The organism is Chryseobacterium sp. 'Rf worker isolate 10' (assembly GCF_050753305.1).
In the GTDB taxonomy this organism is placed as follows: Bacteria; Bacteroidota; Bacteroidia; order Flavobacteriales; family Weeksellaceae; genus Chryseobacterium.
In genome coordinates this window covers 262,431-279,110 of the sequence record NZ_JBOZOF010000003.1, presented here as the reverse complement: position 1 = coordinate 279,110, position 16,680 = coordinate 262,431, and the positions used below count along the sequence as shown (strand labels likewise).

Below are 16,680 nucleotides of genomic sequence, written 5' to 3'. Positions count from 1 at the left end.
AAAAATTAGTAAATTAGCGACACAAAAATTATTTTATAAAATGAAAAGACTATTTCTACTATTCACTTTCTTGCTGGGCTTTGCTCAGATGAGGGCGGATGAGGGGATGTGGCTGCTAATGCTCATCAAAAGACTTAACGGTGTTGATATGCAAAAAGAGGGTCTACACCTTACGCCTGAAGAAATTTATTCAGTGAACAATTCAAGCTTAAAGGATGCTATCGTAAGTTTCGGTGGTTTCTGTACAGGAGAGATTGTTTCTGATAAAGGACTTATATTTACCAACCACCACTGTGGTTATGGTGCGGTAGCTGCTGCTTCTACACCAGAAAAAGATTATTTGAAGAACGGTTTCTGGGCAATGAAGCAGAAAGACGAATTCAATGCAAAAGATCTTTATGTAAGATTTTTAGTGAGAATGGATGATGCTACGCAGAGAATCACTTCGAAACTAAACAACAATATGACCGGAGCAGAGAGAAAAGCTGTTATTGATGCTGAAACTAAAGCTATCCAGACAGAAAACTCTGAAAACGGAAAATATACTGTAGTAGTAAAAGATTTCTTTAACGGAAATGAATTCTACTATTTTGTATACCAGGATTACAAAGATATCAGATTGGTAGGTGCTCCACCTTCATCTTTAGGAAAATTCGGAGGAGACACAGACAACTGGGAATGGCCAAGACATACTGCAGACTTCACAGTTTTCAGAGTGTATGCTGATGCTGCAGGAAACCCTGCTGAGTATTCTCCAAGCAACACGCCTTTGAAGCCTAAGCATTTCCTTCCGGTTTCTCTTAAAGGAATCAAGCCTGGTGATTTCTCAATGATCTTAGGTTATCCTGGAAGAACAAACCGTTACCTGACTTCTTATGGAATTCAGCAAATGGTAACTAAAGATTACCCGGCATGGGTGGAAGCTTCTAAATTGGCTATGGATGTAATGAAAAAGTACATGGACAAGGATAAAGCTACTCAGCTTAACTATGCTTCTCAATATGCTTCAGTAGCAAACTACTGGAAAAACAGACAGGGAACTATTGATGCAGTAGAGAAAAATGGAACTATTTCTGACAAGCAAAAAATAGAAGAAGCTTACAATAAGTGGGCAGCAATGCCAGGAAATGATCAATATAATGGTGTTTTAGAAGATATTGGTATTTACTATAAGCAAGTTTCTGATAGAAATGTTGAAAGAAATTACGCTTCACAGTTTTCAAGAAATGCAAAATACATTACACTTGCATTGCAGGTAGGATCTGCTCTTAAAGCTTATGCAGCTCAAGATATGCAGGGAAGATTGGCTATGAAGGCTAAAACAGAAGCTGCCATCAAATCAGCATATGAAAACTTCAACCCATCTTTAGAAGGAGAAATGCTTGCAGCTATGACCAGCCTTTATCAAGCCAGAGTTAAAAATCCTGAGGTTGCTTCTGCTACCATACTAGGTTTAGATGCTAAAACAGTTTCTAATTTAGCTTATTCTTCAATATTTGCTAACAAGACTTCTGCGACGAACTTCTTATTGAACCCAGACGCGTTGAAACTTGATGCTGATCCACTTTGGAAAGCCGCTAACGGAATTACTGCTGATCAAAAGATAAGCACAGAAAGATTTGTTAAAATAGATGACAATTTTGCAAAAAATAACCGTCTTTTCTTAGCAGGTCTAATGAAGGCTATGCCAGAGAAAAAATTCTATCCGGATGCTAACTCCACTATGAGATTAACTTACGGTACTGTAGATAAATTACCTATCAGAAATGACAGAAACTATTTCGGTATTACTGATAACTATTATACTGATATGACTGGTCTTGTTGGAAAATACAAGAAAGGTGATGAAGAATTCGATCTTCCTCAAAGAGTGATTGATCTTTATAACCTTAAAGATTTCGGACAGTATGCTGATGCTGCAGGATATATGCCCGTAAACTTCCTTTCTAACAACGATATTACAGGAGGTAACTCTGGTTCTCCGGTAATTGATGGAGACGGAAACCTTATCGGTATTGCTTTCGATGGTAACAGCGAAGCATTAAGCGGTGATATCGTATTCGAGCAGGAATGGCAGAAAACAATCAACGTAGACGTTCGTTTTGTTCTTTGGACAATCGATAAATACGCGGGTGCAAGAAGATTAGTTGACGAATTGAAGCTTGTAAGAGGTGAAAATACTCCGGCTGACACGAAAACTAAAAACTCAGGCACTACAGCAATGCCTAAGAAAATCAAGAAAAAATAATCTTATCTGATATATTTTTGAAAACCGTGAAAATAAATTTCACGGTTTTTTTATTTTTGACTATTAAAATCCCTCATCATGAATCTTCAATCTATTGAATTCAAAGCCATTATTCAGCAAAACGGAGAGGTGAATGCTGCGTTTGTAGAATTTCCTTTTTCCACAGAAGAGCTGTTTAATAAGAAAGGTCAGGTAAAAATTAAGGCTGTATTTGACGGTAAAGTGGAATATCGTGGAAGTCTTGCCAAAATGAAATCTGACTGTCATATTTTAGGTCTTACTCAGGAAGTCAGAAAGCAGCTGAATAAAACCTTCGGTGATGAGGTCTCTGTTTCTCTTGCTGAAGACAAAGAAGAGAGAATAGTTGAAATTGCAGATGATATAGTATTCGTCTTTAATGAAAATCCACAAGCAAAAGATCTATTTGACAAAATGAGTTACACTCACCGAAAGGAATACATCCGTTGGATTGAAGAAGCCAAGAAACCTGAAACAAGAGAAAACAGAAAAATAAAAATGATCCAGATGATTTTGGATGGAAAAAAGGGGATATAATCTACCCTGCATTCATTCTCAAAAACTCTATTTTAAAAAAAAATTGAATTAAGAAAATATTTTTTGTCAGGATCTCAAAAAGTAGCCGACTATAGTTACAGATATCATTTATAACTATAAAAAATTTACTTTTATGAACAAGTTTATTTTCAGAACATCAATTTTAGCGGCAGCTACTTTAGCTGCATTTACTCTTTCTTCATGCAGTGATTCTAATGACGACATGATGATGGATATGGGTTTTCAAAGAAGCATCACTTTTGAAAACGTGATAACCCCTAAAGATTTTGTAGAAAGCGGAAGTTTTCAGGGAACAGGAACTCCTCCTATTATTTTACCCGGACAATCTGTTTCTGTTAAATTCAGTGCAGGGAAAACACAGGCATTAATGTTTGCTACTATGTACGGAGCTTCAAAAGACTGGTTTTTTGCTTCCCAACAACCTGGGATCAAATTATTTGATGCCAATGGAAATGCCATTACCGGAGATGTTTCATCAAGCGTAAGATTATGGGATAACGGAAGTAAAGATGACACCACAGGACAGGTAGAAAGCAAGCCTATCATGCAGGTTCCTAATGTAAATGCATCCCAGCTTATGAAACTCAATCTGGCTTACAATGATGTAAGTTCGGAATTCACCCTCACTATTACAAACACATCTGGTGGAACAGCCAACGAAACTCCTTTTTCTCCGGGAGTATGGGCGGTTTCCAACTACAATGGTTCTCAACTGTTGAACAGTACTCCGTTTTTTACTCCTAATGCTTTATCAAATCCTGAAATCACAGATATTGCTCAAATGGGGAATATCAGTAAGATGATGACTAAACTGAATGCCAACACAGGAATTATGACCGGACTTTCTCCAGCATTAGTTGTTGTTTATCGTGGTGATAAAAATCCAATTTACGAACTGGGTAAATCAGACAGTGGGATGGGACTGAAAGACATTGCACAGTTTGGAAATGTGACCAAGCTTCAAAACAGTCTTAAATCTTTATCCGGCGTAAAAGGCGTATATGTTGCAGGAAATGCTCCGGTAGCGCCTGGAAGCAAAGTAACAACAAACTTTAATGCTGAACCGGGTGATAAAATTGCTTATGCAACCATGTTTGGATTCTCCAATGACTGGTTCTATGCTAATGAACAAAGTATTGATGCCAATACTAAGGGAGACATTAGCTCAAAAACCTCATTGTTTGATTCCGGGACGGGTATTGACCAATATCCGGGTGCTGGAAATCATCAGGCATTATTTGGTGGAACTCCACAAAGCGAAAATAAGGTTATTTCCAAAGTAGGAAACCAGTATCCTGTTCCTGCAGTCCAGAATGTGATTAAAGTAACCGTCAATTAATCTTGAAATAAAGAAAAGAGTTTGTCTCAAAAGTGTCATTCTGAACGAAATGGAATGTAGTGAAGAATCTCATTCTTATGACCATCAATGAGATTCTTCCTTCGTCAGAATGACAAAAACCAAATTATTTGACTTTTGAGACAGTCTCTTTTTCATTGTAAAATTATATTCATTTTTATTATGGTTTCAGCTCGCCTTCCAAATATTGCTCTCCTCCTCCATTTGTAACCGTTATAAAACCTTCATAATGGTTTACTTTTATTCCCAGATCATTATTTATTTCCTTAAAATATCCAACCTTATCTTTATTGATTATATCTCCCTGCCAAAGAAACTTTGCAGACTGTCCTGTTTTATTTTGAAATGTAAGAGCTCTCAGCGGATTTACCAATCCACAGGATTTAAGGTCTACCACAGCACTTTCATGAGCAGCAAAATCTTTAGACAATACAATTGTGTTATTCATTTATTTTCTTTGGTTTTTCAGTTAATTAAAAACTGAGCAATACTTTCTCATTACCCTGATGCAAATGTCATTCTCCACTACGACAAAACTTGACGCATTTATCTGTTAAAAAATTAAAAGCCCAAGCAGAATCTGTTTGGGCTTTTTCAATTATTAAACATTATTCAACCGGAATTCCAAGGTATTTTAAATAGGAATCCAATATTTTTTTATCAAATACCGGTTCCTTAATATCTGATCCTTCCAAATACTGAATCACGTTGGAACAATCCCATATGTACGTATTCTGGTAAAGTTCTACGGTAGATAAGCCCTCATGCATATTGTCTCTGAAAAGGCTTGTCAACGGATATAAACGGTTTTTACTGTCATCTTCCCATTGTTTTCTCCATTCTTTATAAGGAAGATCTTTGAGTGTGAAAGGATAATATTTCTTCATAAGCCCAAAGAAATCCTCCAAAGTAAGGTTGGTCTCCGGACGGGCAATCAGGTTGAATTTCTTTCCTATTGCCTCTTTATTCTTTGTAATATGAGCCATCGCTTTGGTCATGTAATCTACCGTGATAAGGCCTTCTCTAAGCTCAATAAGCGCCGGATAAGATTTGAATTCTATGCAGTTTTTCACCAATCCGGACCACCATTGGTAAGAAGCACTTGCTCCTGTTTCGCTATGGCACATGGCGTATCCAAGACGGTAAGTAATCAATGGCAGTCCTTCTTTTGCCGCTAAATCAGCAACGGCTTCCATTACCCACTTGCTTCTTACATAACCAATGTCTTTGCTTACTGACATCAGGTTCTGTTCAATATCGTCAGATTCCAGCATCACCGTTTTTCCTGTAAACAAATGTCCCCAGCTGTATACGGAAATGGTTGACAGCAAAGCGAGGCATTTTGTTCTTTCTGCTCCAGCCAGTTTTATGATTTCTCTTAATCCTTCTACATTCGGGGCTTTCATATAGGAATAAGGTTCGATGAAGTTGACTGAACTTCCGGAATGGTAAATTAAATCGGTTTGTTTAGCCAGCTTTGTGAATATTTCTTCTGATAATCCTAAAGACGGCAAGGCCAGATCTCCGATTACAGGAATAATTCTCGATTTCTGTTCTATGTTTTGAGGAATATGATATTGTTTAAAACACCTGTCAATTTTTTCCATTGCATAAAACGCGTCCTGAGCTCTTACAAGACAATAAATATCAGCACTCGTAGTATCAAGAAGTTCCTGTAAAAGGTGGATTCCCACAAATCCCGTAACACCCGTTAAAAATATAGTAGTTGGGTTTTCAACCTGCTTAGGATCAAAGCCTCCTGCAAAAACAGTTCCTGGAGCAAGATAAACATCTTTCTGGAGCTCTACATAAGGTTCTACATCTTCTGTCGGAATGGCTTCTCTGGTCTCTCTGGATCTGGCAATAAGAACTTCCGACAGCTGCTGCAGCACCGGATACTGATAGATATCCCGCAGATATACTTTTACATCAAGCTTTCTTTGCAAAGCTACAGCTACTGTTGCCACCAACAGGGAATTCCCACCGATATCAAAAAAATTATCTGTAATATTTATAACAGGTCTCTCCAATGCGGAAGACCAGATATCTACAACAATTCGTTCTGTTTCATTGGTTGGCGGCTCAAGTGAAATTAATTCTTTAGCCTCCTGATCTGCCAGATCTTTTAAAGCCTGAGTATCGGTTTTACCATTTGCCGTTAACGGAATTTTATCTATAAAAATAATTTGTGCAGGAATCATATAACCTGGTAGTTCATTTTTCAATGCATTTCGCATTGATGCAATATCTTTTTTCGTTCCTGGTTTTAATACAATAAAAGCAATAAGATACTGAGTACTTCCTTCCGTTTCTTTGCCAATGACAAGCGCTTCTTTGATATTATCCTGCTGAATCAACGTACGTTCAATTTCGCCTAATTCAACCCGAAATCCACGAATTTTTATCTGGTTATCTATCCTTCCTAAAAATTCAATCTCTCCATCTTGTTTCCATTTGGCCAAATCTCCGGTACGGTACAGTTTTTCTTTTTCATTGAATGGATTGGTAATAAATTTAGTATTTGTCAGTTCTTCATTATTAAGATATCCATTGGCCAAAATACTTCCTCCAATGCATAATTCTCCGACTGCTCCTACCGGCAATAATTCCATATTCTCACTCAAAATATAAGCTTTTGCATTGGCAATGGGTCTGCCTATTGACGAGACATATTTCCCGTTGGTATCTTTCACTTTTTTAAAAGTAGCATATACTGTACATTCTGTAGGCCCATAATAATCTACCAGTTCATAGCTTAGCTCAGAAGTAAGCACCGGCTTCAGTTTTTCGCCTCCTGTAAAGAGATATTTCAGCTTCAGATCATTATAATTTCGGGAATAATTGACAACAGCCGGAGCCAGAACAGTAGGTACAAAACCATGTGTAATATGATTTCTCCTATAAAATTCAACCAAAGCAAGTGCATCTGTTCTGTCTTCATTATTGGCTACAAAAAGAGTCGCCCCGGAAGTAAGTGCTGACCAGGTTTCCCAAACGGAGATATCAAATGCCAATCCTGCAACAAGGGTCAATTTTGAACTAGAATCCACATGAAAATGGTGATTATGCCATGTTACCAGATGCTGTATAGCCTGATGGCTTACCATTACGCCTTTGGGTTTTCCGGTTGAGCCGGAAGTATAAATTGTATAGGCTAAGCTATTTTGATGAATATTAATCTCAGGATAATCTAAAGACAAATGATTGAGGTTTTCCATATTGCTCAGATCAAATACTTTTGTGTTTTCGGTGTCTGATAAAAGCTCTTTAAGATTTTGATTGGTAATGATCATATCAGCGGAGGTATCTGAAAGAATATATTCTACTCTTTTGGCAGGATAGGCAGGATCAATAGGAACGTAGGCAGCTCCTGCTTTGATAACACCGAGTACAGCAACAATCCATTCTAAAGAACGGTCCAGCCAGACAGGAACATATTTTCCTTCTTTGATGCCATGACTTATTAATAAGTTGGCCACCTGATTGCTTCGCTGATCCAACTCTCTGTAAGTAATCTCCTGATCCTGATAAACTGCTGCAGTCTTGTCAGGATGAAGGATTGCTTGTTTTCGGAAAAGAGATTCCAATGTTTCTTCATGATGATAATCCCAGCCGGTCTTATTGAATCCGTTGAGCAATTTTTCTCTGTCTTCGGAGGACAGTAATACAGCTGAACCTATTGATAAGGCTTCTAATGAGGGAATTGTGTTTGACATAATAATTTGATTTGGTTTAAATGTTTGTAAGGTTGATTTAAACTATAGAAAAACGATATGGCAACAGGCAATACAGAATAACCACAGCTTATTTACTAAATGTGTTTCTGATAGTTTTTCAAAAAATTGAATGACACAGAGTATAAACCAATCCACTCAGTGAGCAGAACGGTAAACAGTGTCCAAACGTTATTGATGACATTCAAAAAAAGAAGGAAGAATATATCTTAATTATTCTTCAGAAGTTAGATCCACTCCTACACCGTGTTTAAGAATTTTATTTCCATAATGTAATATTTTAAATAATTTGGCAATCAAACTTAACATAATAAATAACACCAAGTGTTACATAATTACTATTATTTGCCACAATTACGAATTGATATTCTAGAATAAAATATTGAATTTTAATCAATTACAACTACAACAATTCAATATCCCTCCACCTATCGATCAAGGTATGGGAATATTCTTTAAATTTGTAAGAAAGAAAAAAACACTTCATTTTAATATGGATCACCAACTGAAGAGAGAGCATGGATTTGTACATATCCCATGTCATGAACTGGATATTTTTATACTTTCTGACGGATATTTTGGTATTGGTTATCACCAACCGATTTTGGCACCCGATATTCCTCAAAACAGAGTAAAAAATGAGCTCCGGAATCTTTATTTATCGGACTCTTATTATGAAGCCCCCATTAATGTAATGCTTGTCAGGAAAGCCGACCGTGTTATTTTAATAGATACCGGAGAAGGGTTTTATGATGATGAAAATGCAGGGCAGCTGCTACACAGCCTTACGGCAGCTGGATTTGCACCTGAATCAATAACAGATATTTTGATTACACACGCCCACAGAGATCATATCGGAGGAATTCTTTCCAAGAATGATGAGATGGTATTCCCGAATGCAAATTATTATATTTCACGTCAGGAATTCGATTTCTGGATAACTAACGAACCTGATTTTCAGAAAAGCAAAAATCCGGAAGGAGGAAAGCCAAGTATTCCATTGGTTAGAAAAATCCTTTCCACCATTGGAAACCGCCTTACAACATTTGAAATGGGAGATCTTTTGTTCTCTTGTATTCAGACACAGGCTGCTCCGGGACACACTCCGGGACATATTATTTATACAGTAAATGATGGAGATATTTCAATCACCAATGTAGTAGATGTCTTCCATTCTCCGCTGCTTATTGCAAAACCTGACTGGGGAACACAGTGGGATATTGATTTTGAAACTGGTGTAGAAACCCGTAAAAAGGTTCTGGAAAATTGTTATCAGAACAGAATGCTTATCTGCTCTGCCCATCTTCCATGGCCGGGTATTGGGTATATTAGTAAAGTGAACGATCAGTTTCAATGGATTCCAAAAGTCTACAACCATCCTTTTTTAATCAATCTTAAAACAGATCTTGAAATAACCACATAAATCATTTCAGAAATAGAAGTCCGGATCATCCATTCCAAAATTCCCGGTCCAGACTTCTGTACTGTATGGCTTCAGAAATATGATGAGACAAAATATTTTCTGATTCTTCAAGATCTGCTATCGTCCTTGATACTTTCAGGATTCTGTCGTAAGCTCTTGCCGAAAGGTTCAATTTTTCCATCGCTAATTTTATAAGACCAAATGAGGTCTCGTCCAATTCACAAAAGGCTTCAATTTCTTTGGGACCTATCTGGGCATTGCTGCTGATATTCAAATTTTGATATCGTTTATTCTGAATATCCCGTGCTTTCAATACACGATCTCTGATGTCTTTGCTTTTTTCTCCTTTTCTTTTTTCAGAAAGCTGTTCAAATTCTACTTTCTGTACTTCAATATGGATATCAATCCTATCCAAAAGCGGTCCTGAAAGTTTGTTCATATACCGCTGCATTTCATAAACAGATGAGGTATTATTAGGATCATCTGGAAAGAAACCACTTGGACTTGGATTCATGGAAGCAACTAACATGAAACTGGCAGGGTAATTTACGGTAAACCGTGCTCTTGAAATGGTCACTTCACGGTCTTCCAAAGGCTGTCTCATTACTTCCAGCACCGTTCTTTTAAATTCGGGCATTTCGTCAAGGAACAAAACTCCGTTATGAGCAAGGGAAATCTCTCCCGGCTGTGGATAGCTTCCCCCTCCTACTAAGGCAACATCAGAGATTGTATGATGGGGAGATCTAAAAGGACGAACTGTCATTAATGAAGCTTCAGTTCCAACTTTTCCTGCTACAGAATGAATTTTTGTTGTTTCTAAAGCCTCTTTCAAAGTCAGTGGAGGTAAAATACTGGGCACTCTTTTGGCCAACATGGTCTTTCCACTTCCGGGCGGGCCAATGAGGATGATATTATGACCTCCAGCTGCGGCAACTTCCATAGCTCTTTTAGCGGTTTCCTGGCCTTTAACTTCAGAAAAATCAAAAGGAAAATCATTGATTTTTTCATGAAATTCTTTTCGGGTATCCAAGGTCATTTTTTCCAGAGGTTTTCCTTCATTAAAAAAATCAATAACCTCTCTGATATTTTCTACTCCATATACATCAAGATCGTTTACAATGGCTGCTTCTCTTGCATTTTGTTTCGGGAGAATAATTCCTTTAAATCCTTCTTCTCTTGCCTGAATGGCAATAGGCAGAACGCCTTTTATAGGCTGTAAACTTCCATCCAGAGAGAGTTCTCCCATAATAATATAGTCATTAATATTTTCAGCCAATATCTGATCTGATGCCGTTAAAATCCCGACAGCAATACTCAAATCATAAGCAGAACCTTCTTTTCTAAGGTCTGCAGGAGCCATATTAATGGTAATCTTCTTTCCGGGAATTTTAAATCCTACATTTTTCAGGGCCGCAGAGATTCTATAGCTGCTTTCCTTAATAGCATTATCCGGGAGACCGACAAGATGGTATCCTACTCCGCCGGTATCTACATTCACTTCAATTGTTATTGTCTGTGCAGCCACTCCATGAATGGCACTTCCGTAAACTTTGATCAGCATGGTGTGTTTTTGAAGTAAAAATAATCAATATAGTATTTTGAAAATCTGATATTTACATGAATGATATTCTGGTTGGAGGGAAAAGATCAGGATTTATTTTAACTTATTTAAAAAAATAAAAACCGCAACAATAGTTGCGGTTTTTTTATTACTTGTCAAACACTTGTATATTAGGTGAGGAGGAAGGGTGATCTCTGAAAATATACTTATACTTTTTATCTTCGTAAATACCTTCTACAAAAATGTCTTTTTTATCATGTGATCCTATTTTATGAAATGTCGGTACATCTATTAACTGTTTCAATTTCAAAACTTTATTTCTATATAAAACATCATCCAAATAGACAGTTTTATTATCTTGGGGGTGTTTTTCACTTGCAATATCTATTTTGCCCTGTAAGTAAATATTAGATTTTTTATCTTTATATAGCAAATCTTTTTTTAGCATAGAATAGGAACTCGTTTTCTGACCTGATACTATTATTGTAAATAAAATTGATATTAAAGTTATAATTCTCATTTTCTTTGAAATTTTAACAAAGATACATTTAATTTTGCCCAATATCCTTTTTTATCTTTTGCCCAGGTATATACCCATTGTGACTGCCTCATTATACCTTCTGCAATATTCTTCAGATCACCGTAGCTACTTGTTTGTCCATCTTCGTCATAAATTGTATATGTTGGACTACAAGGATTATTATTATCTACAACAATAAATAATGTATGAAGAGCATCAACAATGGATAAATAAAAAATATGATTTCCTATCTTATTTTTAATCAATGTCTGAAAATAATTACTTATACCTTCCTTATTCTTTAAAAAGAGATTTCTGGTTGGATTATTTCCATATTTATCTTTTTTATTTATTTGTTGAAATCCAAATACACCTTCTTCAAATTCTTTATAATTATTACCATACCCCAATGCACTTAATTTTTTTGCTCTATCTACAGCTGTTGTAAAGCCAGGACTACGTATTAATTTTCCATTTTCATCATCATATGTGTAAAAATCTTTTTGATTGTTTACAATTGCTCCTAAAAACCGATCTGCTCCTTGAATACAATAATTTACAGAATATTCTCCTTCTTTCGGCTGTTTTCTATGTTCCTGAGAAATAATACTTAATAAATCAAATCCTTTTTGCATTTCTTGCTCTAAAAAAACATCTTGTTGAACAACTGTAAAATTAAATTTCCCGCATCTTACAACTTTTTTAGAACGTCCCCACAAACCGTCATTATCATCGCTAGCATACACCTCAATTGAAAATTTATCTCCTCTTTTTAACGTATGGGATATTTCGAGGGTATATTGGTCACCAAATTCAGCGTCTTTTGTATCATATAATCTGGAATCAGTATCACATTTTTCTGGATTTTTTTCTTTTAGCAATCTAATCTTTACCTTCGGATTATTTGTTTTGAATTCTAATACCCCATCTCCATCCTGATATCCCCATCCATCATATCCTTGTATGTTTTCAATTGCGATATAAGTATTCGAATTCTTTACAATTATAATATCTGGTACGGTATAATTTCTCAAATCCTTATCAAAATCATTTCCTAAATTGATTCTTTCACTAAAACAATCGGTAATAGATATTAAGCAATTCTTAGATTTTTCAGACCTATTAATCTTAACAATAGGTAAAAAGTCTTCATTATCTTGCTTTTCTTCTAATGTTTTTTTATCCGGTTCAACCGTATTATTCAATCCTAAACTTTTTATTTTTGATAGGCCCAAGGCTTTTATTGTGCTCATTTTTATAATTTTTTTATCATTAAAAATAGAAATGGCGGCCAATACACCGCCATTTCGTTAAATAAATATTAGCCTAAAGTACTTGTGTCTTTTTCTCCATGCTGCAATTGTGCAGTATTGTCCAGTCTAAAGCTTGATTCAAACTCCAGTTCTTTTGGATTTTCACAGTTTTTAGGATCATCTTCAGGGAAGATTGGAAGCGCATGATCCACGGCCAATCCTGTAGATTTATCCTGAAGAATTGTTAATGTGGTAGGAAGTCTTGTGATCCAGTATTTTCCTTGAGCCTCACCTGTAGGCTGTCTCATTTCGTCCACAATACTCATATACATAGGATCTCCGATTACAGGAACAGCACCTCCATTCCAGATCAATCCTGTTTCAAGGAAGAACTGAACTGCGGCTTCAAAGCCCGGTCTTACTGTAACGACAATTCTTGCCATTCCGGCCTGCAGGAAACTTCTGAATAAAGGATCCATACTTTCAGTAAGGTAAAATTCCTGCCAGCTCTTACGGTTTGCCCAATAATATGGATAAAATGTATAATCCATGATTTCCCATTCGAATGCCTGCTCCATAAACTTCGCTAAGGCAGCATACTTATCCAGCTCATCACTTAAATAGACTTCGAAATTATCCATTCTGGTAGTATCTTCAGCTCCGTTTGTTCTGGCTTGTCCAAGAGTGGTAAGATAATCCTGCAATAAGTAAGCGATACAATTATGCTTCAACGTATCATGCTCCATATAACGGTAATAGTTTCCCTGTCTCTCTTTAGACTGAGCTTCTTTTTCCTTTTGCTCGGCATCCAATCTTGCCTGCTCTTCCTGGAATTTTTTATAAGCTTCTTCGTAGGCTTTGATAATAGCGTTGAAATGTTCTGTTTTCCATCTGTTGATGTATTCATCACTCAATTCACAGTTTGCAGTTACCTTAATATTATAATTTTTGACATTGTGACCTTTCACCTGGAAAGCGACATTACCGGTAATATTAAGACCAGATACAGATTGATCAAAATTAACATCTCCACGGGTAGAAACACCAATCATATCTCCTTTTAAATTAGAACAGAATACTTCAGAATAACGGGATCCCTGCCATCCGCCTCCTCTGTTTCTGCTCGATCTGCAGCTAAAGCTTGCATTTTTCGCAGCATAATTATCCGGGATTGTAAATTGTGTATAATCTATTCCGAAATCTTCATTTTGCTGAGGAACACTCGCCGCACTATGGATCACCTGTTTGGTAGCTGCCAAAAATGCTTCGACCTGTACACCATAGATTTGTGCCCAATGCTGAATTTGTACTACCGTTGCTGAATTTGCATTTGGCATTGTCCATGCTTTTTCAGGAGCTGTTCTTGGATCTATAGGAGCGGTAAGTACCTGAGCTTTAGCAACGGTAAGAGCAAGACGGTGTAATCTTGAAGGTTCAGGGACCATAAATTCGAACATGCTGCGTTTACCATAGTTGTAAATCTGGTTTTTCATTTTCTTGTCGATCCATCTGTAAACTCCTGTAATGTGCTTAGGCTGTGCAACATCAGGATTATCTGAACTGACAGCGGTAACTTTTCCTCTGTTGTCGAACTCATGAACATTGGTTTCTACATATTCTTTGATGATTTTCTGTACTCTTTCTTCGGAAACTTTGGTGAGAACTCTTTCCATTGCTCTTTCCGTGATCTCCTGAGATTTCATCATGGCTTGTCTTGTGCTGTCATGCTGAGCCGTATTATTGGCATAATCTGCTCCGATTTCAAATTTCATCGCACTATCATTTCCGTAGCTGAATCTTGTATAAGCTGTAATGCTTTGCTGCTTTTCAACTTCTTTAGCAACTTCAGTCTGCATATCTGTTCTTGAAGTTTTGGAGGTATCGGTGATTTTCTCAGTTTCTACAGATTTTGAAGTGGTGTCTGTAACCTCAGAATAATCTCTGGAAACAGAAGACTTATGTCTCAGCTCACTTGCCATTACATTCTCAATATTGGAAACTTCTCCCGGAACGTAAGCATGAACGCTTTGTACTACTTTTAAATAATCTGCAACTCCGAGTCTTTTTATTCCAAAATTTTTACGCTTTTCAGTTGCTGAAGATCCGGTTTCACCGGAATTTCCTGCGGCCTTTTTAAGGGCAAGCATTCCTGAAAGATAAACATCATCTTTCACATAGATTTGTCCAAGATCTCCGTAAGCCTGGCTTCCGTTATCAAAGATAATTTCGATTCTGAATACGACACTTCCTCTGAATTTATTAATTAAGCTGGCAGGAAGAATAATTTTATTGTTGATCACCGGAATATTGCTGTAGTTTTCTTCAAAGCTTCCGGCTGCGTCTGTTGTTGCAATAATTTTCGCATTGGCTACACTCCAGGATACATCAGCAACTTCAAAAGAGAAATCTACAAAACCTGCGCTTCCATAAAGTCTTACAGAGCTGTGTGCTAAAAAGCTGTAGGCCATAGGAGTTCTTGCAACACTCTGAACAACAGGAACAGAGGCACCCCCAATATTCACATATTGCTGTTGTGAAAGTGGAGAACTTTCCAATGCGGTTTGTATGGATGTGGTGATATTACTTCCAACAACACGTAAAGCATCGGTATAGTTTTGAATCTCATCATCAATCACAATCTTCTGAGCTCCGATTCTCATTGTATTATCAGAAATAATCTCTGCTTTTTCTTCCAAGACATCTTCGGAAGCTCTTTTACTATCAAATTCAGCAAAAAGGTCCACAAAAAGGTCAAAAGATTCTGGAGAAAGTTTTTCCTGTAAATCTTCTAAATTGATTTCGCTTTTATAGGAATACTCGAAAGGAACCACTTCAAATTCTTTTAAAGTTTCGTAAAGACGGATTTTCTCATATTCCGACATCTCAGGAGTAATTTTACTCTCGATTTCCGCCAGTTTTCTGTCGTATATTTCCAGACGTTCTTTATTGGCTTCCAAATATTTTGCATATTGAGTCTGGTATTCCTGATAACTGGATTTATGGTATTTTTTCTGAAGTTTCTCCAGTTCTGCATTAAGTCTTTCCAAAGCGTCTTTTCTATGAAGCGCTTTGTTGATTGCTAATGATGCTTTTGCTTCACTTTCTAATCTAAGAGTTGTTTTCACATCTAAAACAGGCTCTGCAACCTCATCAACCAATCTGGAAGCAACAGTAGATAATGTACCTGATGCCTGATCGGAAAACAGATGTCTGGGTAATACAATTTTACCATCTAATGCCTTATCCAGAGGCTTTTCTCCGTTTACTTTAAGAATTTCTGCGTCTATAAGGTCTACACTGCTTGCAAAACCAAGATGGGTTGCCATCAGAATATGGCTGATTGCTTCTTTTACATAGAAATCTTTTTGAGTAACAATCTGGTAGATATAATTATCCCAAAGAAGTGTAAAGATTTTAACACCTTCTACGGTAAGTTCTTTGTTGGGGTCAATAAGGTTTTTGTAATAATTTTTAACAATACTCCAGTCAGTGCTTGTTAAAGTATCCTGTTTGGAAAGTTTTCGTCCAATTTTAAGAAGTTCTCCAAAAGTTCCTTCTTCGATTTTCTTTTCGTTTTCAAATCCGGTATTGCTGAACTCTCCTGCAGCTCTTACCATAGCTCCGAATTTTGAAGCCTTTGAAGAAACTCCGGATACGGCTTTATCGAAAACACCTTTTGCACCTTTTGGTCTGTGAATAAATCCCAGGTTTCTTTCTTTTGTTTCTGTTAATTGTGGGTTTCTAAGGCTCACAAACCTGAATAATGTCTGTGACGCATTGCTTGTTGTATTCATATTATTGGTTGGTTTGTAATTGATAATGTCTTCTCCAATTAAGGATTTTCCCACAGTAAAAGCTTTTTTCGACTTTGTGTTATTTGTTGACATTTTGTAAATTTGGTTAAGTTTTATAAAGGTTAAGATTTGAAGGTCTTTTTAGTAGAGTCACTTCAGGTTTTAGCCTTATTTTTTTAGGTGGTTTCAGGCAAAAGATGTCCACCAAGCGCTC

Annotated in this window: 10 protein-coding genes; 4 read left to right on the top strand and 6 right to left on the bottom strand. The window is 36.7% G+C overall.

The genetic code is table 11. The annotated features are described in order from the left end of the window. The first annotated feature begins 40 nt into the window (after positions 1-40). The 3 genes from LKL37_RS15675 (at position 41) to LKL37_RS15665 (ending at position 4,163) form a co-directional block, all read left to right on the top strand. The gene (locus LKL37_RS15675) at positions 41-2,248 is read left to right on the top strand and encodes a S46 family peptidase (RefSeq protein WP_431611449.1); all 2,208 of its coding nucleotides are present in this window, start codon (positions 41-43) and stop codon (positions 2,246-2,248) included. Positions 2,249-2,326: 78 nt separating this feature from the next. After that, a complete protein-coding gene (locus LKL37_RS15670; RefSeq protein WP_431611448.1) occupies positions 2,327-2,803 on the top strand; it encodes a DUF1905 domain-containing protein in 477 nt (158 codons plus the stop codon). A gap of 133 nt (positions 2,804-2,936) precedes the next feature. Beyond that, a complete protein-coding gene (locus LKL37_RS15665; RefSeq protein WP_431611447.1) occupies positions 2,937-4,163 on the top strand; it encodes a spondin domain-containing protein in 1,227 nt (408 codons plus the stop codon). A gap of 178 nt (positions 4,164-4,341) precedes the next feature. On the opposite strand, the gene LKL37_RS15660 is transcribed toward LKL37_RS15665, so the two are convergent. Then, positions 4,342-4,629: a hypothetical protein gene (locus LKL37_RS15660; protein ID WP_431611446.1), complete on the bottom strand. Its 288-nt coding sequence runs from the start codon at positions 4,627-4,629 to the stop codon at positions 4,342-4,344. 160 nt (positions 4,630-4,789) lie between these two features. Continuing rightward, on the bottom strand, positions 4,790-7,897 hold the full coding sequence (locus tag LKL37_RS15655) for an amino acid adenylation domain-containing protein (protein WP_431611445.1): 3,108 nt from the start codon (positions 7,895-7,897) through the stop codon (positions 4,790-4,792). Positions 7,898-8,408: 511 nt separating this feature from the next. Between LKL37_RS15655 and LKL37_RS15650 the strand changes: the two genes are divergently transcribed. Next, the gene (locus LKL37_RS15650; RefSeq protein WP_431611444.1) at positions 8,409-9,338 is read left to right on the top strand and encodes an MBL fold metallo-hydrolase; all 930 of its coding nucleotides are present in this window, start codon (positions 8,409-8,411) and stop codon (positions 9,336-9,338) included. 25 nt (positions 9,339-9,363) lie between these two features. Here LKL37_RS15650 and LKL37_RS15645 read toward each other — a convergent pair whose 3' ends face one another. The 4 genes from LKL37_RS15645 to LKL37_RS15630 form a co-directional block, all read right to left on the bottom strand. Next, complete coding sequence (locus LKL37_RS15645; protein ID WP_431611443.1) at positions 9,364-10,899, bottom strand: YifB family Mg chelatase-like AAA ATPase; 1,536 nt, start codon at positions 10,897-10,899, stop codon at positions 9,364-9,366. Positions 10,900-11,047: 148 nt separating this feature from the next. Then, the gene (locus LKL37_RS15640; protein WP_431611442.1) at positions 11,048-11,419 is read right to left on the bottom strand and encodes a hypothetical protein; all 372 of its coding nucleotides are present in this window, start codon (positions 11,417-11,419) and stop codon (positions 11,048-11,050) included. Further along, on the bottom strand, positions 11,416-12,672 hold the full coding sequence (locus LKL37_RS15635; RefSeq protein ID WP_431611441.1) for a hypothetical protein: 1,257 nt from the start codon (positions 12,670-12,672) through the stop codon (positions 11,416-11,418). The genes LKL37_RS15640 and LKL37_RS15635 overlap by 4 nt, the downstream gene beginning before the upstream one ends. A 68-nt stretch (positions 12,673-12,740) precedes the next feature. Then, positions 12,741-16,559, bottom strand: a complete 3,819-nt coding sequence (locus LKL37_RS15630; RefSeq protein WP_431611440.1) for a hypothetical protein — start codon at positions 16,557-16,559, stop codon at positions 12,741-12,743. Between the last annotated feature and the right edge of the window lie 121 nt (positions 16,560-16,680).